Annotated in this window: 22 protein-coding genes; 10 read left to right on the top strand and 12 right to left on the bottom strand. The window is 67.5% G+C overall.

The features are described 5' to 3' along the window. Positions 1 to 11: 11 nt before the first annotated feature. Positions 12 to 1,022 (bottom strand): Bug family tripartite tricarboxylate transporter substrate binding protein, encoded by a 1,011-nt coding sequence (locus G369_RS0128300; RefSeq protein ID WP_051127658.1) that lies wholly within the window; start codon positions 1,020 to 1,022, stop codon positions 12 to 14. A 709-nt stretch (positions 1,023 to 1,731) separates the two neighbouring features. On the opposite strand from G369_RS0128300, the gene G369_RS0128295 reads away from it, so the two are divergent. The 8 genes from G369_RS0128295 to G369_RS0128265 all read left to right on the top strand — a co-directional run bounded on the left by G369_RS0128295 (position 1,732) and on the right by G369_RS0128265 (position 9,306). Continuing rightward, positions 1,732 to 2,784 carry a ThuA domain-containing protein gene (locus tag G369_RS0128295; RefSeq protein ID WP_244164392.1) on the top strand — a complete coding sequence of 351 codons (1,053 nt, stop codon included), beginning with the start codon at positions 1,732 to 1,734 and terminating at the stop codon, positions 2,782 to 2,784. 116 nt (positions 2,785 to 2,900) lie between these two features. Then, a complete protein-coding gene (locus G369_RS0128290; RefSeq protein ID WP_038116099.1) occupies positions 2,901 to 5,129 on the top strand; it encodes an outer membrane protein assembly factor BamB family protein in 2,229 nt (742 codons plus the stop codon). A 39-nt stretch (positions 5,130 to 5,168) separates the two neighbouring features. Then, a complete protein-coding gene (pqqA, locus tag G369_RS39850) occupies positions 5,169 to 5,243 on the top strand; it encodes a pyrroloquinoline quinone precursor peptide PqqA (RefSeq protein WP_019657501.1) in 75 nt (24 codons plus the stop codon). Between the two features lie 52 nt (positions 5,244 to 5,295). Continuing rightward, positions 5,296 to 6,216 carry a pyrroloquinoline quinone biosynthesis protein PqqB gene (pqqB, locus tag G369_RS0128285; protein WP_019657437.1) on the top strand — a complete coding sequence of 307 codons (921 nt, stop codon included), beginning with the start codon at positions 5,296 to 5,298 and terminating at the stop codon, positions 6,214 to 6,216. A gap of 4 nt (positions 6,217 to 6,220) precedes the next feature. Beyond that, a complete protein-coding gene (pqqC, locus tag G369_RS0128280; protein ID WP_019657436.1) occupies positions 6,221 to 6,970 on the top strand; it encodes a pyrroloquinoline-quinone synthase PqqC in 750 nt (249 codons plus the stop codon). Further along, a complete protein-coding gene (gene pqqD, locus G369_RS0128275) occupies positions 6,967 to 7,236 on the top strand; it encodes a pyrroloquinoline quinone biosynthesis peptide chaperone PqqD (RefSeq protein WP_019657435.1) in 270 nt (89 codons plus the stop codon). The genes pqqC and pqqD overlap by 4 nt, the downstream gene beginning before the upstream one ends. Then, on the top strand, positions 7,214 to 8,380 hold the full coding sequence (gene pqqE, locus G369_RS0128270) for a pyrroloquinoline quinone biosynthesis protein PqqE (protein ID WP_019657434.1): 1,167 nt from the start codon (positions 7,214 to 7,216) through the stop codon (positions 8,378 to 8,380). The genes pqqD and pqqE overlap by 23 nt, the downstream gene beginning before the upstream one ends. Beyond that, positions 8,377 to 9,306 (top strand): alpha/beta fold hydrolase, encoded by a 930-nt coding sequence (locus tag G369_RS0128265; RefSeq protein WP_019657433.1) that lies wholly within the window; start codon positions 8,377 to 8,379, stop codon positions 9,304 to 9,306. Before pqqE ends, G369_RS0128265 begins: the two co-directional genes overlap by 4 nt. On the opposite strand, the gene G369_RS0128260 is transcribed toward G369_RS0128265, so the two are convergent. The 5 genes from G369_RS0128260 to G369_RS0128240 form a co-directional block, all read right to left on the bottom strand. Continuing rightward, positions 9,287 to 10,723 (bottom strand): ELWxxDGT repeat protein, encoded by a 1,437-nt coding sequence (locus G369_RS0128260; RefSeq protein WP_026346708.1) that lies wholly within the window; start codon positions 10,721 to 10,723, stop codon positions 9,287 to 9,289. The two genes, G369_RS0128265 and G369_RS0128260, sit on opposite strands and share 20 nt — an antisense overlap. A 1-nt stretch (position 10,724) precedes the next feature. Further along, entirely contained in the window at positions 10,725 to 12,005 is a 1,281-nt protein-coding gene (locus tag G369_RS0128255; protein WP_019657431.1) for a TRAP transporter large permease subunit, read from the bottom strand. Further along, positions 12,002 to 12,583 carry a TRAP transporter small permease gene (locus G369_RS0128250; protein ID WP_019657430.1) on the bottom strand — a complete coding sequence of 194 codons (582 nt, stop codon included), beginning with the start codon at positions 12,581 to 12,583 and terminating at the stop codon, positions 12,002 to 12,004. Before G369_RS0128250 ends, G369_RS0128255 begins: the two co-directional genes overlap by 4 nt. 72 nt (positions 12,584 to 12,655) lie before the next feature. Next, complete coding sequence (locus G369_RS0128245; RefSeq protein WP_026346707.1) at positions 12,656 to 13,099, bottom strand: type II 3-dehydroquinate dehydratase; 444 nt, start codon at positions 13,097 to 13,099, stop codon at positions 12,656 to 12,658. A gap of 23 nt (positions 13,100 to 13,122) precedes the next feature. Beyond that, positions 13,123 to 14,130 carry a TRAP transporter substrate-binding protein gene (locus G369_RS0128240; RefSeq protein ID WP_019657428.1) on the bottom strand — a complete coding sequence of 336 codons (1,008 nt, stop codon included), beginning with the start codon at positions 14,128 to 14,130 and terminating at the stop codon, positions 13,123 to 13,125. Between the two features lie 162 nt (positions 14,131 to 14,292). On the opposite strand from G369_RS0128240, the gene G369_RS0128235 reads away from it, so the two are divergent. Together G369_RS0128235 and G369_RS36475 are read left to right on the top strand one after the other, a co-directional pair. Beyond that, complete coding sequence (locus tag G369_RS0128235) at positions 14,293 to 15,075, top strand: IclR family transcriptional regulator (RefSeq protein ID WP_019657427.1); 783 nt, start codon at positions 14,293 to 14,295, stop codon at positions 15,073 to 15,075. Positions 15,076 to 15,286: 211 nt separating this feature from the next. After that, on the top strand, positions 15,287 to 15,652 hold the full coding sequence (locus tag G369_RS36475) for a DUF1016 N-terminal domain-containing protein (protein WP_019657426.1): 366 nt from the start codon (positions 15,287 to 15,289) through the stop codon (positions 15,650 to 15,652). A gap of 13 nt (positions 15,653 to 15,665) precedes the next feature. Here G369_RS36475 and aroQ read toward each other — a convergent pair whose 3' ends face one another. From aroQ to G369_RS0128200, 6 genes are read right to left on the bottom strand one after another with little or no spacing between them, the layout of a single operon-like run. Further along, entirely contained in the window at positions 15,666 to 16,109 is a 444-nt protein-coding gene (gene aroQ, locus G369_RS0128225) for a type II 3-dehydroquinate dehydratase (RefSeq protein WP_019657425.1), read from the bottom strand. Positions 16,110 to 16,133: 24 nt separating this feature from the next. Next, positions 16,134 to 16,955 (bottom strand): shikimate dehydrogenase, encoded by an 822-nt coding sequence (gene aroE / locus G369_RS0128220; RefSeq protein ID WP_019657424.1) that lies wholly within the window; start codon positions 16,953 to 16,955, stop codon positions 16,134 to 16,136. Positions 16,956 to 16,968: 13 nt separating this feature from the next. After that, on the bottom strand, positions 16,969 to 18,198 hold the full coding sequence (locus G369_RS0128215) for a CaiB/BaiF CoA transferase family protein (RefSeq protein ID WP_019657423.1): 1,230 nt from the start codon (positions 18,196 to 18,198) through the stop codon (positions 16,969 to 16,971). Beyond that, on the bottom strand, positions 18,195 to 18,656 hold the full coding sequence (locus tag G369_RS0128210; RefSeq protein WP_019657422.1) for a MaoC family dehydratase: 462 nt from the start codon (positions 18,654 to 18,656) through the stop codon (positions 18,195 to 18,197). The genes G369_RS0128215 and G369_RS0128210 overlap by 4 nt, the downstream gene beginning before the upstream one ends. A 26-nt stretch (positions 18,657 to 18,682) precedes the next feature. Next, on the bottom strand, positions 18,683 to 19,075 hold the full coding sequence (locus G369_RS0128205; RefSeq protein ID WP_019657421.1) for a VOC family protein: 393 nt from the start codon (positions 19,073 to 19,075) through the stop codon (positions 18,683 to 18,685). Further along, positions 19,072 to 20,001, bottom strand: coding sequence for a ketopantoate reductase family protein (locus G369_RS0128200; RefSeq protein ID WP_019657420.1), 930 nt, complete (start codon positions 19,999 to 20,001; stop codon positions 19,072 to 19,074). Before G369_RS0128200 ends, G369_RS0128205 begins: the two co-directional genes overlap by 4 nt. Positions 20,002 to 20,089 lie beyond the last annotated feature (88 nt).

Below are 20,089 nucleotides of genomic sequence, written 5' to 3'. Positions count from 1 at the left end.
CGCTGTGCCTTTCATTCGAGCCTGATGCCTCGGCTCGCGATGATCTGGGTCAGGGCTGCTGTGTCGGCCTTCACCCTCTTGATCAGCGCATCGCCCGATATGCCCACGGCCTCGTAGCCGTGCTGGAAGAGCTTCTGACGGACCTCGGGCGAGCGAATGATCTCCGCGAGCGCCTCGTTCAGGCGACGCACGATCGGCGCAGGCAGGCTGGCAGGGGCCGCAGCGGCCGTCCAGATCTCCAGTTCGAAGTCGCGCAATCCCGCCTCCTGCAGGCTCGGATAGTCCGGAACAAGTGACGATCGGCGCGCCGAAGTCACCCCGATCGCACGCAGCTTGCCGGCCTTGACCTGAGGCTCGGCAAGACCCGGCGGCAGCAATGCGAGCTGCAGCTCGCCACTGGCCAAGCCTGTCACGACCTGAGGGTTGCCTTGGTAAGGCACGTGCACCGCACCGATACCGGTGCGCGCCTTGAGGAGTTCCATGCCGAGATGGCCGATCGTCCCGATGCCAGGCGTGCCGTAGCTCCACTTGCTGCCGGCAGCACGCGCCGCATCCAGAAAGCCCCGCGCGCCTGTCGTCGCGACCTGCGGCGCCGCGGTGAGCACCAGCGGCGCAGTACAGATGATGCTCAGCGGCACCAGGTCCTTCTGCGGGTCGTAGGAGATCGACGGATTCAGCACCTTGGCGATGGTCATGTTGCCGTTGATGAGGATGCCGACCGTGTGCGCGTCGGTGGATTTCGCGACGATATCTGCGGCGATATTGCCGCTGGCGCCGGGCCGGTTCTCCACGATCACCGGCTGACCCAGCAGCTTGGCAAGCGGCTCGGCGAGCACCCGCGCTACGAAGTCGGGCGAAGAACCGCCGCCGAAACCCACGACCAGGCGCACCGGTCGCGTGGGCCAGTGCACCGCCTCCGGCGTCATGGGAGAGCCGGCCGAAGAACGTGCGTCCGCGCGTGCGGCACCGGAAGACTGTGCGTAGACCGCGCCGGCGCACGCGAGCGCGCCAGCCAGGCACATCAGGCGCGTCACAGATGATCGAAACGAGGTAAGGAACATGGTGATGAAGGTTGAAAACGGAGCGCCGAGTCTTTCGCCGCTGGCCCGCCGGTTCAACTGCTGCATGGTGCGCAACAGCGGCCCTCCCGCCGGGCTACATGCCGATCGCTCGTCACGACGAGCGATCACCTCCATCGCCCATCGACCTTGTCTGTGATGCAAGTTCGCTGCCAGGCGCTTGCGGTGAAGCGGACTGCGGCCACTGCGTTCTGCAACCGGAACATCCCAACCAGTCGCATCCGAGCCAGCAAAAGGAAGGGATTTCTATTATGGAAATACTTTCCAATCCTGCTTATGATCTTTCTCCATCGGGCCTGAACGCCCCCGTCCGCCTGTTCTGGAGTCGATCCGTGCCACTGTTCCATCCACCGTCCGCACACGATCTCCGGCGCGTGCCCAACGCGCCGTCCTGAGCTCGCTCGCGCGTTCCGTCTTCATCGCTTCCTGAGTCAGCACCTCCCGCGGGTCGGGAGGGTGGACTGCTGCTGCCCGCTCGCATGCAGGAGCCAAGAGCAGCGTCCTTTCCTGTTTCCATGGGCCGGCGCTTCCGTTCTCCGTCGTCTGCTCCCGCCGGCCAGCAAGGGGCAGTCGACACATTCCGGCAGAGCGCGCTCGCGCGATCTTGGCCTCAGATCACAAAAAGGAGACTTCGTTGAAATCAGCCCCTTCATTGACTCTCGGTCTCGCGTCGAGCGCGATCCTTGCATTGACCCTGGCCGCCTGCGGTGGTGGCGACGGCGGCGGTGGGGGCTTTGTCCCCGTTCCTGTCGCGGCCGCACCTGCGCCCTCGAGCACGCCGACCGAGCCGGAGCCCGCCGGCCAGACGCCCTCGAACCCCACCGATCCTGTCGCCGAAGCGCCCGACGACAGCTTCGACACGTACTACAACGTCTGCAGGGGCACCGACCCGAAGTGCTACAACGACTGGGGCGCCTTCGCCTCCACGCCCGATCGCGTGCTGATCTATTCGCGCACGGCCGGCCCGCGCCACGCCAACCTCGGCACGCCGATGGGCACGGGTCTCAACCCGACGATGAATCCCGACAACGTGATGCAGGCGGGACTCGTGCGTATGCTCAAGGACGCGGGCATCACGGCCGACTGGACCGAGGACGTGTCGGTGCTCGGCAGCCGCATCAACAACTACAAGGCCGTGATCTTCGCGAGCTCGAACCGCGACACGCTGTGGAACGGCGCGGTGACCACGAGCCAGGACGCCGCGCGCACCGCGCTGCGCAACTACATGCGCCGCGGCGGTGGCTTCGTGGGGCTGCACAACGCCTTCGGCGCCGAATACAACTGGCCCTACTACGAAGGCCTGCTGGGCAACGCCAACTTCTACAACCACGGGCCGAACCGCTCGGGCGACGTGGAGATCGTCGCCGACGATCCTTCCACGGCCGACCTGCCCAAGCGCTTCACGTTCCAGGACGAGTGGTACAACCTCGCGCCCTTCCCGACGAAGGTGAAGTTCATCGCGAAGGTCGACACCTCCACGCTCAAGCCGCTGACCTCCGCGCCGCACCCGGGCCATGCGGACTTCCATCCCGTGGCCTGGTGCCAGTACTACGACGGCGGCCGCGCATGGCTGACGACGCTCGGCCACAACGACCATTCGTTCACCGCGAATTCCACCGGACCCGGCGCGGACGTGTTCCAGAAGCTGGTGGTCCAGGGCGTGAAGTCGGCCATGGGCCTGACCCCGTTCTGCACCACGCCGTAGTCGGCGGCCCCGTCCCTTTCGAACGACAGCGAGCCCCGCGTGCATGACATGCACGTGGTGGTTCGGCGCCTCCTTCGTATCGCAGACAACCAAAACCTGGAGTGGAGACCTTCATCATGCGACTCAAATCGATGGCAGCGATGCTGCTGACCTGCGGCGTGATCACCTCGCCCCTGCTGCTCGCGGGCTGCGGCGGCAGCGACTCCGGCGGCAGCTTGCCCTGGATCTCGCCGCCGCCTGCACCGGCGCCCGCCCCGAGCCCTTCCGCGCCTCCGCCCGGACCGCCCGCATCGGGCCCCGGCCCCGCGGCCGCGGATCTTGCGGACTGCTGCACCGCGGGCGACAGCGACTTCCCGAAGGTCGGCGGCAACCTCGGCAACCAGAACTACTCGCGGCTCGCGAAGATCGACAAGGCACGCGTGGGCCAGCTCGGTGGCGCATGGGTCAACCGCATCGAAGGTGGAACGAACACCGGCAACAACCAGAGCACCACGGTGGTGGTCGATGGCGTGCTCTACATCGAGTCTGCGGTCGGCAACCTGATCGCCGTGGACGGCAAGACGGGCGTGACGAAATGGAAATGGACCACGCCCTATGGCGCCATCACGCGCCGCGGCGTGGCGGTGGCGAAGGACCTCGGACTGGTCTACACCGTGGCGACGGGCAACCGGCTCATCGCCCTCGACAAGGACACGGGCAAGGTCGTCTGGATCAAGCAGTACCCGAGCAGCACCACCGACCCCGACTACCAGGGCTCGGTGCAGAAGGTGGCGCTGGTCTATCACGACAAGCGCCTGTACGTGGGCACCAACGACGGCAACCGGGGCGCTGCCTTCTCGGCCGACGCGACCACGGGCAAGGTGCTGACCACTTTCTGGGGCGTGCCGCGCGCAGGCGAGCGGGGCTACGACACATGGGGCGGCGCACCCGAATCGGACCGCACCGGCGCCACGCCCTGGGTCCACCCTGCGGTGGACCCCGAGCTGGGCCTGGTGTACTGGACCTTCGGCAACGTGCGCGGCGGTTCCTCGCAGAACGGGTCCACGCGGCCGGGGCTCAACCTGTTCGCCAACTCGATCGTCGCGCTCGACCTCAAGTCCGGCGAATACAAGTGGCACTTCCAGTCGGTGCACCACGACATCTGGGACATGGACAACGTGATGTCGCCGGTGCTCGCCAACGTGAAGATCTCCGGCGAGGACCGCAAGGTCGTGATCTACGGCAGCAAGACCGGCATGTACTACATCCTCGATCGCAAGGACGGCAGCGCGCCGCTGGGCATCGACGAGATGCCGGTCAAGCAGGACGCACGCCAGGCCAGCTGGCCGACCCAGCCCATCCCGCGCCAGGGCGCATGGACGGAGACCTGCATCGTGGACCAGCCGCTGGGTACCGCGCTCCCGGGCGATCCCAACCGCGCCGTGCCCAACTACCTCAAGGGCTGCCTGTTCGATGCGCACTGGGACATTCCGCTGCTGTCGATCCCGGGCCACGGCGGGGGCGCCAACTGGAACCACCAGTCCTTCAGTCCCCGCACCGGCCTGGTCTACACCGGCATGGGCTATGTGTCCGCCGCGCACTCGCTGTCCGAGGCCAGCAACGGGCTGCGTCCGCCGGGCACCTACATGACCGGCGCCGTGGTGGCGGTGGACCCCTCCACCAACCTCGTGAAGTGGAAGAAGCCCATGCCCTACTCGCTCGCGCACGGTAACGGCATCCTGAGCACGGCCTCCGACCTGCTGTTCATCGGCCAGCCCGACGGCAACCTGCTCGCGCTCGACGCGGGCGACGGCAGCGAGCTGTGGCGCTTCCAGACCGGCGCCGCGATCAGCGCGAGCCCCGTGGCCTACGAGATCGACGGCGAGCAATACATCGCGGTGTTCGCCGGCGGCACGAGCATTCCCTACGGCAACTCGGCACCGCGCGGGGACTACCTGTGGGCCTTCAAGGTGGGCGGCACCGTGGCCCCCGCGCCGACGCCGCAGCCGCCCGAGGTGCGCCGGCCGGTGTCAGGCGATCCGGTGGAAGGAGCCGCCTTGCCGACGCCCAACACCGTGTTCCTCGCGCGCGTGCAGACCGCGACGAACGAGCCCGGCACTGCCGAGTCCACGGCCGTCAACGCGATGACGCCGACCTTCATGCGCGTGCCGGTGAACACCACGGTGACTTTCACCAATCCGGCGACCAACGCCAACACGCACTGCGCCACGCAGTTCTTCGAAGGCAGGTTCGACTTCAGGCTCGCGCCGGGCCAATCCGCGACCCACACCTTTGACACGCGCGGCGAATACTTCTACAACGACTGCCACAGCCCGCGCCCGACGGGCAAGGTTGTCGTGTACTGATTCCGTCCTCAATCCCCCAACCAGTGAAGGAGCAATACGATGAAATGGTGCAAGCCTGAGTTCGAAGAGCTGCGTTTCGGCTTCGAGATCACGATGTACATCTCCACCCGCTGAGCGCGGGTCACCCAGGCACCGGCTCCGCGCCGGTGCCTTTTCTTTTTTCCCCATGAAGATTCTGGTTCTCGGTTCGGGAGCGGGTGGAGGCTTTCCTCAATGGAACTGCAACTGCCGCCTGTGTGCAGGCCAGCGTGCCGGGCGCATCCGGGCCAGCCCCCGCACTCAGAGCTCCATCGCGGTGTCGGCCGATGGAGAGCGCTGGCTCCTGTTGAACGCGTCGCCCGACCTGGGGGCCCAGCTGCGCGCGTCGCCGGCCCTTTGGCCGCGCCACGGGTTGCGCCACTCGCCGATCGAGGCGGTGGTGCTGATGGATTCACAGATCGACCATGTCACGGGCCTGCTGAGCCTGCGCGAAGGCAGCACGCTGCAGCTGTACTGCACGCCCGAGACGCACGAGGACCTCACCAGCAGCCTGCCGCTGCTGAAGGCCCTCCAGAACTATTGCGGGGTGAGCTGGCATGCCATGCCCCTTGCCCCGCACGGCGAAGCGTGGCACGAGGTGGCCGGCCTTCGCATGCGGGCACTGCCCGTGCCCGGCAAGGCACCGCCCTATTCGCCCCGACGGCAGGCCGCAGCCGCCGGCCACAACGCCGCGGTGCAGATCGAAGACCCCGCCAGCGGGCGGAGGCTGCTCTATGCGCCAGGGATGGCACAGGTGGGCGATGCCGAGCGCAGGTACCTGGACGACTGCGACTGCGTGCTCATCGACGGCACCTTCTGGACCGAGGACGAAATGGTCGTAGCGGGCCTGGGCCGCAAGCTCGCCGCCGACATGGGCCACCTGCCGCAATGCGACGGCCCCCGAGGAGCCGGCATGCTCCGGGCGCTCGATGGCTGCGCGGCACGGCGCAAGGTTCTCATCCACATCAACAACAGCAACCCCATCCTCGATGAAGACGGTCCGCAGCGTGCCGAGCTCGCGCGGCGCGGCATCGAAGTGGCGTTCGACGGCATGGAGCTGGAGGTCTGACCGGATGATGCAGATGCAAGAGCAGGAACAACAGGCCCCGTGGCCGCCCGATGTCTTCGAATCGCACCTGCGGGCCATGGAGTCGCGCTATCACAGCCGGCACCCTTTCAACCGACGGCTCAACGCGGGCGAGCTGCAGCCTTTCCAGGTGCGCGGCTGGGTCGCGAACCGCTTCTACTACCAGTGCCGCATTCCGATCAAGGATGCGGCCATCCTCTCCAACTGCGACGACCGCGCGACCCGCCGCCGCTGGATCGTGCGCATGCTCGACCACGACGGCCACGGCGATCACGAAGGGACCAACGCCGGGGGCATCGAGATATGGACCCGGCTCGGCCTGGCGACCGGCCTGCGGCGCGAAACGCTGGACTCCCATGCGCTCGTGGTCCCCGGCGTGCGCTTCGCGGTGGATGCGTATGTCAATTTCGCACGCCACGCGCCGTGGCAGGAGGCCGTGATCTCATCGCTGACCGAGATGTTCGCGCCACGCATCCATCAGGACCGCCTGGCCGGCTGGCCCTCGCACTACCCGTGGATCGACGCTTCCGGGCTTGATTACTTCCGCAGCCGCATCCCTCTGGCCGACCGCGACGTGGAGCACGGCCTCGAGGTGGCGAAGCAATGGTGCACCACGCGCGAGCGGCAGGAACGCGCGCTGCAGATCCTCGGGTTCAAGCTCGACATCCTCTGGGCGATGCTGGACGCGATCGAGAAAGCGTATCCCGACAACCTTCCCAAGGAGCAGCAGCCATGACCGCATGGACCGACAGCGCGCAGCCCGCGCTTTCCACGATGTACCGGCTGCAATGGGAGGAGACGCAGCAGTGTCATGTGCTGCTGTTCCCCGAAGGCATGGTCAGGCTGAACATGCCGGCCGCGGAGATCCTCAGGCGCTGCGACGGCCGGACGGCGGTCGCCGATCTCGTGGCCGACCTGGAGCGCACCTTCGGCGAAGCCGACCTGCACGCCGACGTGCTCGAATTCCTGGAGCAGGCCCGTGGACGCCACTGGATCCGGTGAGCGCCAGCACGCGGGCGCAAGGCCACCGCTGTGGCTGCTGGCCGAGCTGACCTACCGCTGCCCGCTGCATTGCGCCTTCTGCTCGAACCCGGTCGACTACACGCGTTATCGCGAGGAGCTCGGCACGGCCGATTGGATCCGCGTGTTCCGCGAGGCGCGTGCCATGGGTGCCGTGCAGCTCGGCTTCTCGGGCGGCGAACCCCTGCTGCGGGAAGACCTGAGCGAGCTGGTCGCGGCGGCGCACGAGCTGGGCTTCTACACCAACCTGATCACCTCCGGCGTGGGCCTCACGCCGCAGCGTGCCGCCTCGCTGCGCCAGGCCGGCCTGGACCACATCCAGCTCTCGTTTCAGGATTCCAGCCGCGAGCTCAACGATTTCCTGAGTTCCACGCGCACCTTCGATCTCAAGCAACGCGTGGCGCGCACGATCAAGGAACTCGGCTATCCGATGGTGCTGAACTGCGTCATGCACCGCTACAACCTGCCGCATGTCGATCGCATCGTCCGGATGGCCGAGGCCATGGAGGCCGACTTCCTCGAGCTGGCCAACGTGCAGTACTACGGCTGGGCGTGGCGCAACCGCGAGATGCTCATGCCCTCTCGCGCCGCGCTCGCGCAGGCCGAGGCCGTGGTCGATGCGCACCGGCCACGCCTGGAGGGCCGCATGCGCATTCTCTGGGTGGTGCCCGACTATGCCGAGGGCAAGCCCAAGCCCTGCATGGCGGGATGGGGCAGCGTCTTCCTCGTGGTGGCGCCCGACGGCGTGGCATTGCCGTGCCACAGCGCCCGGATGCTGCCGGGCCTCGACTTTCCGAACGTGCGCGAGCATCCGGTGCGCGACATCTGGCAGGACAGCGCCGCATTCCAGGCCTACCGCGGCACCGGCTGGATGAGCCCCACCTGCGGCAGCTGCGAGCACCGCGAGCAGGACCATGGCGGCTGTCGCTGCCAGGCCTTCCTGCTGACCGGCGATGCGGCCGCCACGGACCCGGTGTGCCCGCGCAGCCCGCAACATCATGAGGTCGAAGCGATGGTCGATGCCGCGACCGATCTTCGCAGCGACGCCGCGCCGATCCGCTTCGTGCCCGGTGCGAGGCATGCCGGCCAGCTCGTCTTTCGCAGCGACGAGAACGCGCCCGGATGACGAAGGTCCATGGCCTGCAGCTCGGCGGCGGGCACCGGATGCACGTCGAGGAGCATGGCAATCCACGCGGGCGTCCGTTGCTGCTGCTGCACGGCGGCCCAGGCTCGGGGTGTTCGCCCGCGCTGCGCAGCGGCATCGATCCGGATCGTTTCCGCATCATCTGCCCCGACCAGCGCGGCGCCGGCCGCAGCACGCCTGCCGGCGCCATCACGTCGAACACGCTGGCCGACCTGCTCGCTGACCTGCGGCTTCTCCGCGCGCATCTGGGCATCGCGCAGTGGTTGGTGGCGGGTGGCTCCTGGGGTGCGACGCTCGCGCTGGTGCACGCCGTGGACCAGCCGCAGGCCGTCTCCGGCCTCGTGCTGCGCAATCCCTTTCTCGCGCGCGACTGCGACATCCGCGAATTCTTCGACGGTGCCGCGCACCAAGGCGGCCCGGGCTGGCACGCGCTGTGGGAGCAGGCTCGGCAACGGCACTGCCCGATGCCGCTTCTGCTCGCCGAGATCTTCGCCGGCGGCACGCCGCAACAGCAGTGCGAGACGGCGAAGTACTGGTTCGCGTGGGAACAGAGCCTCGCGGGCTCGAATGCCCCGGTCCCCGAAGACGACGCCGATTGGCTGCGAGGGCTGGTGTCGCGCTACCGCGTGATGAGCCACTACCTGCGTCACGGCTGCTGGCTCGTCGATCCCACACTGCTGCAACGCTGCGCGGCCGCGCCAGCTGCCGTGCCGGTCCACATCGTTCAGGGTGCCCAGGATGCCCTGTGCCCGCCCGACGGGGCTCAGGCACTGGCGCAGGCGCTCGGCGATCGGGCAAACCTGGAACTGGTGCCGGGCGCGGGGCACGACCCCGCCCATCCGGCGCTTGCTGCCGCCTGGCAGCGGGCGTTGGATGCCTGTGCCGGCTTCAGCGCAGGCGTTCCCTGAGCGGATCGCCGATCAGCGTTGCGGCACGTGCGCCCGGCCTCGCCGACCACAGGCGCTCGTTGCCCAGTCCGTCGCCTGCCACGAACAACACGGCGCCGCCCAGCTCGACGAAGCCCAGCGGCATCGCATGACGCGGCCCTGGGGCCACATCGGCAGCCAGGCGCGTGCCTGCCGTGCTCCCGTCGGTGATCCAGGGCTCCACGCCGTGCACGCCGTTGTTCGCCGAGAACCACAGACGTTGTCCCGCCACCGCGAAGCGAGCGGGCGAGCCGCTGCCCGGGCCGGGGCCCAGGTCCTTGAGCAGCCGCGTACCGGCGGCGCTGCCGTCGCTGGTCCACAGCTCCACGCCCGATTCGCCGTCGGTGGCCGCGAAGTAGAGCCGGCCTCGGAACGCGACGAGAGGCCCGGGCACCGAACTCGCCGCGCCGGCGCGCACATCCCTCACGAGGACCGTGCCCTTGGCGGTGCCGTCGCTCTTCCAGAGCTCGATGCCATGCGCGCCGTCCTCGGCGGCGAAGTACAGCGTGCGCCCGACGGCAGTGAGATGCGCCGGCCGCGAGGAGGCCTCGCCGGGCCGGATGTCCTTCACCATCGCCGTGCCCGCCTCGGTGCCATCGCTCTTCCAGAGCTCGATGCCGTGACGACCGTCGCTCGCGGTGAACCAGACCTCGTCGCCCAGCGCCGTGAGGTTGGCGATGCCGGCATCCTCGGCGCCCGGCCGGATGTCCTTCACCAGCCGCGTGCTCTCCGGCGTGCCCTCGGTGACCCACAGCTCATGGCCTTGGGCGCGGCTCGTCGCGGTGAAGAACAGTCTGCGACCGGCCGCTGTGAGCTGGCGCACCACCGTGCCGGGTCCGGCGTCGACCGAGGACACGCGCCGGGTGCTCTGCGCGTCACCCTGGGTCTTCCAGAGCTGGAAGCCATGGCTGCCGTCGTTGGCGACGAAGTAGAGCGCGTCGCGCCACACGGTCAGCTCGGATGGCAACGCATCGGCCCTGCCCGGGTTCAGGTCGGCCACGCGCTGCGTGCCCTTGGCGGTGCCGTCGCTGCGCCAGAGCTCGAGGCCGCTGTCGCCGTCGGTGGCCGTGAAGTACACATGCGGACCGAAACGGGTCTGCCAGGTCGGGAACGCGCCGCGGAAGCCGGGGTGGATGTCCTTCACCAGGAAGGTGCCGGCCGTGGTGCCGTCGGTGCTCCAGAGCTCCTGGCCCGTGTCCACGTGAAAGGCCGTGAAGAGCATGCGCGAACCCAGCCGCGCGAGGCCGGTCGGAGAAACGAAGGCGCGCGCCTGCTTCTGCTCGGGCAGCACCTCGCGCGTCGGGTCCTGCGCCTGCGCGACGCACGGCAGCAGCAGCGAGAACGCGACGCACAGCGCAAAGACAGGGCGTGCCAGGTGGATGGACGACTGCATCCGCATGTCAGCCCCCGAACCAGCGCGCCGGCACCGTCACCAGCGGCGGGAAGAGCACCATCAGGAACATGACGGCGAACTCGGCCGCCATGAACGGCAGCACGCCGCGCGTGACGTCGTCCATGCGCATTCGCCCGACACCCGCGACCACGTTCAGGACCACGCCCACGGGCGGCGTGATCAGGCCGATCGAGTTGTTGATGATGAACATCACGCCGAAGTAGACCGGATCGATGCCCGCCGCCTTCACCACCGGCATCAGCACCGGCGTGAGGATGAGGATGGTGGGCGTCATGTCCATCGCCGTGCCCACGGCCATCACCAGCACCATGATCGCGATCATCAGCAGGATCTTGTTGCCCATGAACGGCTCGAGCAGCGCCACCACTTTCGAAGGCAGGTCGGCCACCGTGATCAGCCACGCGCTGACCATCGCCGCCGCGATCAGGAACATCACGACCGCGCTGGTCTTCGCGGCGCTCACGAACACCTTGTAGAGGTCGGCGAAGCTCAGCTCGCGGTAGATGACGGTCGCCACGAACAGCGCGTAGACCGCGGCCACCACGGCCGCCTCGGTGGGCGTGAACACGCCCATGCGCAAGCCCACGAGGATGATCACCGGCAGCATCAGCGCCCAGCCGGCCGAGCGTGCGGCCGTCACGATCTCGCGCGCCGACTTGCGCGGCGGCGGATCGATCTTCTCGTGGCGCACCAGCCAGGCCCAGGTGACCCAGAGCGCCCCGCCGATGAGCAGGCCCGGCACGATCGCCGCGAGGAAGAGCTTGGAGATCGAGACATTGGCCGCCACGCCGAAGATCACCAGGCCGATGCTCGGCGGGATCACCGGCCCGATGATGCCGGTAGCCGCGATCAGGCCGCCGGAGCGCGCCTTCTCGTGTCCGGCCGAGACCATCATCGGCAGCAGCAGCGCAGTGAGCGCGGCCGCGTCAGCCACTGCCGAGCCCGACAGCGCCGACAGCAGGCAGCCGGCCATGATCGTCACGTAGCCCAGGCCGCCGCGCACATGGCCCACCAGCGCGAGGGCGAGATCGACGATGCGGCGCGAGAGGCCGCCCACGTTCATGATCTCGCCGGCGAGCATGAAGAAGGGCACCGCCAGCAGCGGAAAGCTGTCGGCGCCGCCGATCAGGTTCTGCGCCAGGATCTGCGCATCGAACAGGTCGAGCTGCCACATCAGCGCCACGCCGCTGACCAGCAGTGCAAAGGAGATGGGCATGCCGATCGCCATCGCGATCAGCAGCGAGCCGAGAAAGACGGCGATGGTCATTTGCCGCGCTCCTTCTGCGAGACATGCACCGCTGCGGGAGAGCCTTCCGCGAGCACCTGTGCGAGCACGGTCGCCTCCTCGGACTCCTGGATCGCGACGAGCTCGTCATCGGCAACGCGGCCGGTGAGAAGGCGCACCAGCTCGAAGACCAGGAGCAGCGCCGCCAGCACGGAGAACACCAGGCCAGAGGCGTAGACCACGGCCATCGAAGCGCCCGTGACGGGGGCCTCCACGTCCCAGTTGATCTTCGTCTGGGCCAGGCAGCCTTCGAACAACAGCCACAGCACGTAGAGCATCGTCAGCTGGCTCAGTCCGAGGCACAGCCTGCGGCCCAGCGGCGGCAACTTGGCGACCACCATGTCCACACCGAGGTGTGCACGTTCGCGCAGCGCGACCAGCGCGCCGAGGAAGGTGATCCAGATGAAGAGCCAGCGCGAGACCTCCTCGGACACGGTGATGCCCGAGTTGAGGCCATAGCGGAGCACCACGTTGCCGAACACCAGCAGCACCATCACCGCGAGGCAGGCCGCGATGAGCGCCTCCACGGCCCGGCAGGCACGGTCGATCCATCGATTCATGTTGTTTCTTCTTGTCGAAGGAAACCCGCCCGCGGCGGGCGGGCGGGTCGGGGGTGGGTGGATGGGTGTGGCCTACTGCTTCGCGTCGCGGACGATCTCGACCAGCGCGCGCAGCGCGGCCAGGTAGGACTGGGGTCCGAGCCCCTGCACCGTGCCGCGCACGGCCGGCGAGATGATCGAGTGCGCACGCCACGTCTCGCGGGCCGCGATGTTCGACATGTGGACCTCCACCACCGGGAACGGCATGGCCTTGATCGCGTCGTGCAGCGGCACGCCGTGCTGGGTCAGCCCGGCAGGGTTGACCAGTGCGCCCTGCGCGTCGTCGATGTGCTCGTGCAGGAAATCGACCAGCGCGCCTTCGTGGTTCGACTGGATCGTCTCCACCGTGATGTCGAGTTCGCGCGCGAGCTTGTCGATGCGCGCGTTGATCTCGGCCAGCGTCGTGCTGCCGTAGATGTGAGGCTCGCGACGACCGAAGAGGTTGAGGTTGGGGCCGTGAAGGACGAGGAATTTCATGATGTTCGACCGGTTCCCTTCGCTCACTGCTTCGCGCCCCGGATGCGCGCGAGCTCGTCGTTGTAGAGCTTGACCGTCGCAGGCTCGTACTGAGTCGCGAACTTGTCGATCACCGGCTGCGTGATCTCGCGCATGCGCACCTGCTCCTTCGGGCTCACTTCGTTGAACTGCGACCCCTTGGCCTGAAGCTCGCCGACCGCCTTCTGCGCCGCGGCGCGGCTGACCTGCCGCTGGTAGCTGCGCGCCTCGTCGGCCGCCTCGCGCATCCACTTCTGTTCAGCGGGGGTGAGCTGGTCCCAGAACTTCTTGCTCACGAGCACGATGTTGGCCGCATACACGTGGTTGGTGGCGCTCACGAACTTCTGCACTTCGTAGAACTTGTTCGACAGGATCACGGCGAACGGGTTCTCCTGGCCGTCGACCGCCTTCGATTCGAGCGCGCCATAGAGCTCGGCGAAGGGCATCGGCACGGGGTTGGCCTTGAACGCCTTGAAGGTGTCCAGGAACACCGGGTTCGGGATCACGCGGATCTTCAGCCCCTGGAGGTCTTCGGCCTTGGTGATGGGGTGCTTGCTGTTGGTCACGTTGCGGAAACCCAGGTCCCAGTAGCCGAGCGCCACCAGTCCCTTCTCGGGCAACTTGGCGATCAGCGCCTGGCCGAGCGGGCCGTCGAGCAGCTGGTCGGCCTGCTCGAAGTTCGCGACGGCGAAGGGAAAGTCGATCAGGCCGAACTCCTTGACGATCCCCGCGAGCGAGGTCGTCGCCGGTGCCGACATCTGCTGCACGCCGCCCTGCAACGCCGACTGCTGCTGCATCTCGTTGCCCAGCTGATTGGCCGGGAATTCCTGCACCTTCATCTTGCCCCCGCTCTTGGCCGCGAGCAGTTCGGCGAAGCGCTTCACGCCAAGGCTCACCGGGTGGTCGGTGTTGTTGAGGTGGCCGAAGCGGATGGTGCGCTCCTGCTGGGCCCACGAGGGCGCGGCAAGGCCGATGCAGAAACCAGCGATGGCGAGGGTGCGAAGAAGTTTCACGAGGTTGACTCCAGGAAGGAAACAGAGAGGCGGTGCGTGGACCGTGGTGCCCGAATACTAGAAATTTCCGGAAAACATTTCCACTATGGAAATCCCTTCCCTGCTTCTGCTAGAGTTCACTCCGTCGCGAAGGACGCCGCGACGTGCAACCGGGAGATTCATATGAGCGAAGTGCTGGGGCGCAGCTTCAAGGTGCTGGAATATCTGGCGAACCATCCGGAAGGCGTGGCGCTGTCCACGCTCGCGGCCGACCTGCAGATTCCGCTGAGCGCCTCGCATCGCCTGCTGACCGAGCTGATCCGATACGCCTACGTGCGGCAGGAGGCGCGCGACGGCCACTATGTCCTGACCATCAAGCTCGTCTCCATCGGCCTGTCCTTCCTCAGCAACTCGGGCGTCGTGGACGTGGCGCAGCCCTTGCTCGACCAGCTCGCCAAGGCATCGGGCGAACTCGTGCGGCTCGCGGTGGTGGACGGCGACGACCTCACCTTCGTCGCCAAGGCGCAGGGGGCGACGCACGGCCTGCGCTACGACCCCGACATGGGCCTGTCGGTGGCGCTGTCGTGCAGCGCCGCGGGGCACGCGTGGCTCTCTACCCTGGCCGATGACGATGCGATGGCACTTGTCGCAAAGAAGGGCCTGGGCAAGCCCGAGGATTTCGGCCCCAAGGCACCCACCACCCTCAAGGCCGTGATGACCTACGTGAAGGCCGCGCGCCAGCGCGGCTTCAGCATGATCAACGAAGTGTTCGCTCCCGGCATGACGGCCATGGCGGCACCCGTCTGGGGCAACGCAGGTCAGGCCATCGGCGTGATCACCATCGCGGGTCCGGCCGTACGGCTCACGCCGCAGCGCATGGAGGAGCTCGGTTCCACGTTGATGCAGGCTGCCGCCGATGTCGCGCGCGCCAGCGGTGGATCGGCGCTCTTCAGGAAGCGGGCGTAGCCCCCTTCTCTTTCTCGATCTCCATGGTCTGCGCCTGCCATCGGGCAGGCGCCGGCCTTAGAGCACCGGGGCACCGAAGCCACGAAACCCCTGCGCAGCGCGGCAAGCAACGCCCATCCCGCATGTGCGTCATGCCCTTGCCTGAGATGCAAGCCCATCACTGAACGCGCGCAGCACCTCCCACAGGCACTCAAGGCACTATATTTGCCCGGTGCCTGCCTCCACCGCTTCCACCCCGTTCGACTACGCCCGTTTCGTCGAGGATCTCAAACATCGCATCGACGGTGCGCGGCTGTCCGCCGCACGCGCGGTCAACCGCGAGCTGGTGGGGCTGTACTGGGACATCGGACAGGCCATCCGCGAGCAGCAGGCACGTCGCGGCTGGGGCGACGCGGTGGTCGACTGGCTGGCGCGGGATCTCCGGGCATCATTCCCCGGGACCGCCGGGTTTTCGGCAGCGAGCCTGTGGCGCATGCGCCAGTTCCACGAGACCTACACCGAGCCGGAATTTCTCGCACAACTTGTGCGAGAAAAGGGCCGCGATGCACCGCGCCCACGCGGTTCGAGCGCCCGATAGCCGCGCTGCCGCGCTAGCTCACGCCGCGCACCGCCGACACGGCAGCACGCAGTGCAAGCAGGTAGCTGTCCAGCCCGAAGCCGCAGATCTGGCCCTTCACGATGTCGGCGAACACGGAGTGGTGCCGAAACTCCTCGCGCGCATGGATATTGGACATGTGCAGCTCGACCACCGGTACCGTGAGGATCGCCAGCGCGTCCCGTATGCCGTAGCTGTAGTGCGTCCATGCGCCCGCGTTGATCAGGACCGCGTCGACGCCGTCGGCGAAGCCCTGGTGGATGCGCTCGCACATGGCGCTTTCGCTGTTGGTCTGGAAGCTCTCGACCTCCGCGCCCAGCTCCCTGCCGAGCGCCTGCAGCTTCGCGTCGATCTCGGCGAGCGTCGTGGTGCCGTATTGCTTCGGATCGCGCTTGCCGAACATGTTGTGGTTGATGCCGTGGAGCATGAGGATCTTCATGGATCTTTCCTTTCTGCCGCGGCCTCAGGCCAGCGGGATGGTCATTCGCTCGATGACCGGACGGGTGTCGGGGCGCACGCCGCGCCACCACAGGAAGGCTTCCGCCGCCTGCTCGACCAGCATGCCCACGCCGTCGGCGAGCTTGGGCACGCCTGCGTTCTGGGCCAGCCGCAGGAAGGGCGTCAGGCCCTTGCCGTAGGCCAGTTCGTAGGCGAGCCTGGCGTTCTGGAAGGTCTCCGCGGGCACCGGTGGCAACTCGGCCTTGAGGCTGGCCGAGGTGCCGTTGATGACGATGTCGAATCGCTCCCCGGCCAGGTCTGCATAGGCGCAGGCATGCACGGGGCCATGCGCTGCGAACTGCGCAGCGAGGTCGACCGCCTTCGGCAAGGTCCGGTTCGCGAGCACCAGTTTGGCCGGCTGCTGCGCGAGAAAGGGCAGCAGGGCTCCGCGCACCGCACCACCCGAACCGAGCACCAGCATGCGCGCGCCCTTGAGAGCGAAACCCAGGTTGCTCTGGATGTCCCTGGTCAAGCCCACGCCGTCGAAATTGTCGGCAAGGATGCGGTCGCCTTCGAACTTGAGTGCATTGGTGGCGCCGGCCAGCTCGGCACGCTCCAGGCGCTCGGTCGCCAGGGCCAGTGCCTGCAGCTTGAACGGCGCGGTCACGTTCAGGCCCAGCCCGCCCGCCTTGCGAAACGCGTGCACGTCGTCCGCGAAGCGCTCGAGCGAGCCTTCGATGGCGCCGTATTCGATGTCCTGGCCGGTCGCCTGCGCAAAGCTGCCGTGGATGAACGGCGACTTGGTGTGGCCGATGGGATTGCCGATGACGGCGTAGCGGTCGGTCATGCTGCCCTCCTGCTCATGCGCTGTAGAGGACGCCGTCGGCCTGCATCTCGGCGATCTGGGCGGCGTCGTAGCCCAGGCTCGCGGCGATCTCGGCGTTGTGCTCGCCGAGTTCCGGTGCCACCTGCGTGATCGAGGTGTCGCCTCCGGACATGCGGAAGGGCAGGTTGGGCAGGCGGATCTTGCCCAGCACCGGGTGCTCCTGCTCCACCACCATGCCGCGCGCCTGGATCTGCGGATCGGCCAGCACCTCGTCGATGCGCTGAACCTTGGCACAGGGCACGTCGATGCCGTCGAGCATCTTCAGGATCTCGGCCACGGGGCGCTGCGCCACCCAAGGACGAACCACTTCGAGGATCTCCAGGCGGCTCGCGTTGCGTCCGGCCGCATCGTGCAGGCGCGTGTCGCTCCCGAAGCCGGCGGGTCCGCCGTTCTGCTCGACGAGAGCAGCGAAGCGCTTCCATGCATCGTCGACCTGCGCCGCAATCACGAGGTCGCCGTCCTGCGCGCGAAACACGCCGTACAGCGTCGAATTGGGCATGTCGTGGCCGGTCTGCACCGGTACCTCCTTGCCGCCCGACAGGGTGTAGCACTGCACCGCGTATTCGTGCATCGACACCAGCGTGTCGTACAGCGCCATGTCGATGTGCTGTCCGCGGCCCGACTTCACGCGGCCCAGCAGCGCGGCGTTGATCGCCGCCACCGCGTGGATGCCGGTGTACATGTCGCCCAGCGAGATGCGCAGCAGCGGCGGCGCCTCGCCGGGATTGCCGACCATCTGCATGATGCCGCTCTTGGCTTCCGCAATGAGACCGAAGCCGGCGCGGTGCGAGTCCGGCCCGGTATGGCCGTATGCGGAGATCGAGCAGTAGACGAGGCCGGGGTTGGTCTCGGCCAGTTCCGCGTAGCCCAGGCCCAGCTTCTCCAGCGCGCCGGGGCGGTAGTTCTCGACGAAGACGTCGGCGCTGTCGACCAGCTTCTTCATCAGCGCGCGGCCGCGCGGGTCCTTGGTGTTGACCGACAGGCCTTTCTTGCCCATGTTCTGCTGCAGGAAGTAGCCGCTGTGGTCGCCGACGAACCAGGCATGCTGCCGGCCGGCATCGCCGGAGCCGGGGCGCTCCACCTTGATGACTTCGGCGCCCAGCGCGGCCAGGCACCGACCCACGTAGGGACCGGCAAGGAAGTGGCTGTAGTCGATGACGCGCATTCCCGCCAGGGGCAATGCCTGCTGTGCCGCCGCGTTCATGCCGGCCTCCTGGGCACCATCACGCGATGCTCACCCTTCTGCACGACTTCGTCGCGCTGGTTGATCAGTTCCGACGGCAGCACCAGGATGCCCCAGCCGGGCTTGCTCTTCGATTCGCGCTTGGACTCGACGCGGAATCTCACCCGCACCGTGTCGCCGAGCTTGATGGGCGCGACGAAGCTCCACTCCCAGCCCAGCGACATGCCGGGCATGAAGCGCATGTCGCTCTTCGTCTTCAGGCCGTCGGCGATCGAGAGGCCGAACAGTCCGTGGGCCACGCGGGTGCCGAAAGGCGTGGTGCGGGCGTAGGCCTCGTCGGTGTGCACGGGCGTGTGGTCGCCCGTGAGATCGGCGTAGGCCATCACGCGGGCTTCCGTCACTTCGTACGGCGGGCTGATGCATTCCTCGCCGACGACGGCGTCGTCCCAGTACTTGTCTTCGATGGTGAGTGTGTTCATTGCGTAGGTCTCCGGTTCGATCAGGTTCAGGCGCGAGGATCGATCGCCAGCGCCTTGGCCACGGCACCGGGGCTGGCCTGGATGAATTCGACGGCCAGGCCATCGGGCAGGCGCAGCCAGTTGCGGCCTTGCGGCATCTCGGTGACGCCGAAGGCCTTTGCAGCCGCCAGTGCGGCCTCGAGGTCCTCGCACATCACGCCCAGGTGGCCCAGCCGCCCTTCGGGACCTTCGTAGTCGGGCTTGGCCATGAACTGCATGCCGCCGAGCGTCCAGTACTGGATCGGCTCCTCCACGGTGCCCTGCACTTCCCGCATGGTCATGCCGCACACGTCGTGGAAGAACTTGATGTGCCAATGGATGTCGCGCACCCAGATGGCGACGTGCTCGACGTAGGCTTTCGGTATGGCACGGGTGTTCATTTCGCCTCCATGCGGCGTTCGATGCCCTTGATCGCGGCGACCAGCGTCTGGTTGACGGGCGTCGGTATGTCGTATTTCCGGCCGATGCGCACGACCGCGCCGTTGATGAAGTCGATCTCGGTGATCGAGCCCTTCTCCAGGCTCTGCAGCATCGAGGTCTTGAATTCGTAGGGCAGACCCTCGGCAGCCATCACCCAGGCGTCGCGCGGCGCCTTGATCGACAGCTTCACGCCGCCGGCCTCGGCAACCGTCATCGCTTCGGCCACCGCGGCGATGGCCGTGGCTTCGATCTCCGGCACCGCGTAGAGGCTTCCGTAGACCTGGCCGGTGATGCCGCTGAGCGCACCGGTCGCGACGTTGATCAGGAGCTTGTCCCACATCGCGCCGAGGATGTTGCCGCTGACCTCGCACGGCAGCTCGGCGCGCTCGAACTCGGCGGCGATCGCCCTGGCGCGTTCGCTGATGCGACCGTCGATCTCGCCGATCACCGTGCGCTTGCCCTGCGTGCCGGCAATGACATGACCCGCAGCGAGCATCACGCCGCCGACGTAGGTCTTGCCGGCCAGCACATGCCCGGCGCCCACCACCTCCGAGAGGATTTCTTCATGGCCCATGCCGTTCTGCAGCGACATCACGGCCGTGTCGGGCCCCACGATGTTTCGTGCCCCTTCGATGGCTGCTCGCGTGTGGAAGGACTTGACCAGCACGATGAGGAGGTCCGGGGCCTCCAGCTTCGCGGCGTCGAGCGCGGCGCGTACCCTGACGACGCGCTCCGAATCGCCGACCTTCATGCGCAGGCCGTCGCGGTTGATCGCGTCGACGTGGGCCTGGTAGGGGTCGATCAGTGTGACGTCGGACCCCGCGGCGGCAAGGGTCCCGCCGATGGCGCAACCCAGGGCGCCGGCGCCGAGAAAATAGATCTTCATGTGAGTCTCCGTTCGGAATGACCCGACGATAGGCTCCGGCACCCATGTTGCCCATAGCATGCCCGCCATGATCTACATTTCATATTGA

The sequence above is a fragment of the Variovorax atrisoli 110B genome, from assembly GCF_000382045.1.
GTDB lineage: Bacteria > Pseudomonadota > Gammaproteobacteria > Burkholderiales > Burkholderiaceae_C > Variovorax > Variovorax atrisoli.
This window is presented reverse-complemented; position numbering and strand designations above follow the sequence as displayed.

Coding starts and splice junctions, on each gene's coding strand:
- G369_RS0128300 (WP_051127658.1), bottom strand. CDS start 1,022: ATGTGCCTGGCTGGCGCGCTCGCGTGCGCCGGCGCGGTCTACGCACAG.
- G369_RS0128290 (WP_038116099.1), top strand. CDS start 2,901: ATGCGACTCAAATCGATGGCAGCGATGCTGCTGACCTGCGGCGTGATC.
- pqqB (WP_019657437.1), top strand. CDS start 5,296: ATGAAGATTCTGGTTCTCGGTTCGGGAGCGGGTGGAGGCTTTCCTCAA.
- pqqC (WP_019657436.1), top strand. CDS start 6,221: ATGATGCAGATGCAAGAGCAGGAACAACAGGCCCCGTGGCCGCCCGAT.
- pqqD (WP_019657435.1), top strand. CDS start 6,967: ATGACCGCATGGACCGACAGCGCGCAGCCCGCGCTTTCCACGATGTAC.
- G369_RS0128265 (WP_019657433.1), top strand. CDS start 8,377: ATGACGAAGGTCCATGGCCTGCAGCTCGGCGGCGGGCACCGGATGCAC.
- G369_RS0128260 (WP_026346708.1), bottom strand. CDS start 10,723: ATGCGGATGCAGTCGTCCATCCACCTGGCACGCCCTGTCTTTGCGCTG.
- G369_RS0128255 (WP_019657431.1), bottom strand. CDS start 12,005: ATGACCATCGCCGTCTTTCTCGGCTCGCTGCTGATCGCGATGGCGATC.
- G369_RS0128250 (WP_019657430.1), bottom strand. CDS start 12,583: ATGAATCGATGGATCGACCGTGCCTGCCGGGCCGTGGAGGCGCTCATC.
- G369_RS0128245 (WP_026346707.1), bottom strand. CDS start 13,099: ATGAAATTCCTCGTCCTTCACGGCCCCAACCTCAACCTCTTCGGTCGT.
- G369_RS0128235 (WP_019657427.1), top strand. CDS start 14,293: ATGAGCGAAGTGCTGGGGCGCAGCTTCAAGGTGCTGGAATATCTGGCG.
- aroQ (WP_019657425.1), bottom strand. CDS start 16,109: ATGAAGATCCTCATGCTCCACGGCATCAACCACAACATGTTCGGCAAG.
- aroE (WP_019657424.1), bottom strand. CDS start 16,955: ATGACCGACCGCTACGCCGTCATCGGCAATCCCATCGGCCACACCAAG.
- G369_RS0128215 (WP_019657423.1), bottom strand. CDS start 18,198: ATGAACGCGGCGGCACAGCAGGCATTGCCCCTGGCGGGAATGCGCGTC.
- G369_RS0128210 (WP_019657422.1), bottom strand. CDS start 18,656: ATGAACACACTCACCATCGAAGACAAGTACTGGGACGACGCCGTCGTC.
- G369_RS0128205 (WP_019657421.1), bottom strand. CDS start 19,075: ATGAACACCCGTGCCATACCGAAAGCCTACGTCGAGCACGTCGCCATC.
- G369_RS0128200 (WP_019657420.1), bottom strand. CDS start 20,001: ATGAAGATCTATTTTCTCGGCGCCGGCGCCCTGGGTTGCGCCATCGGC.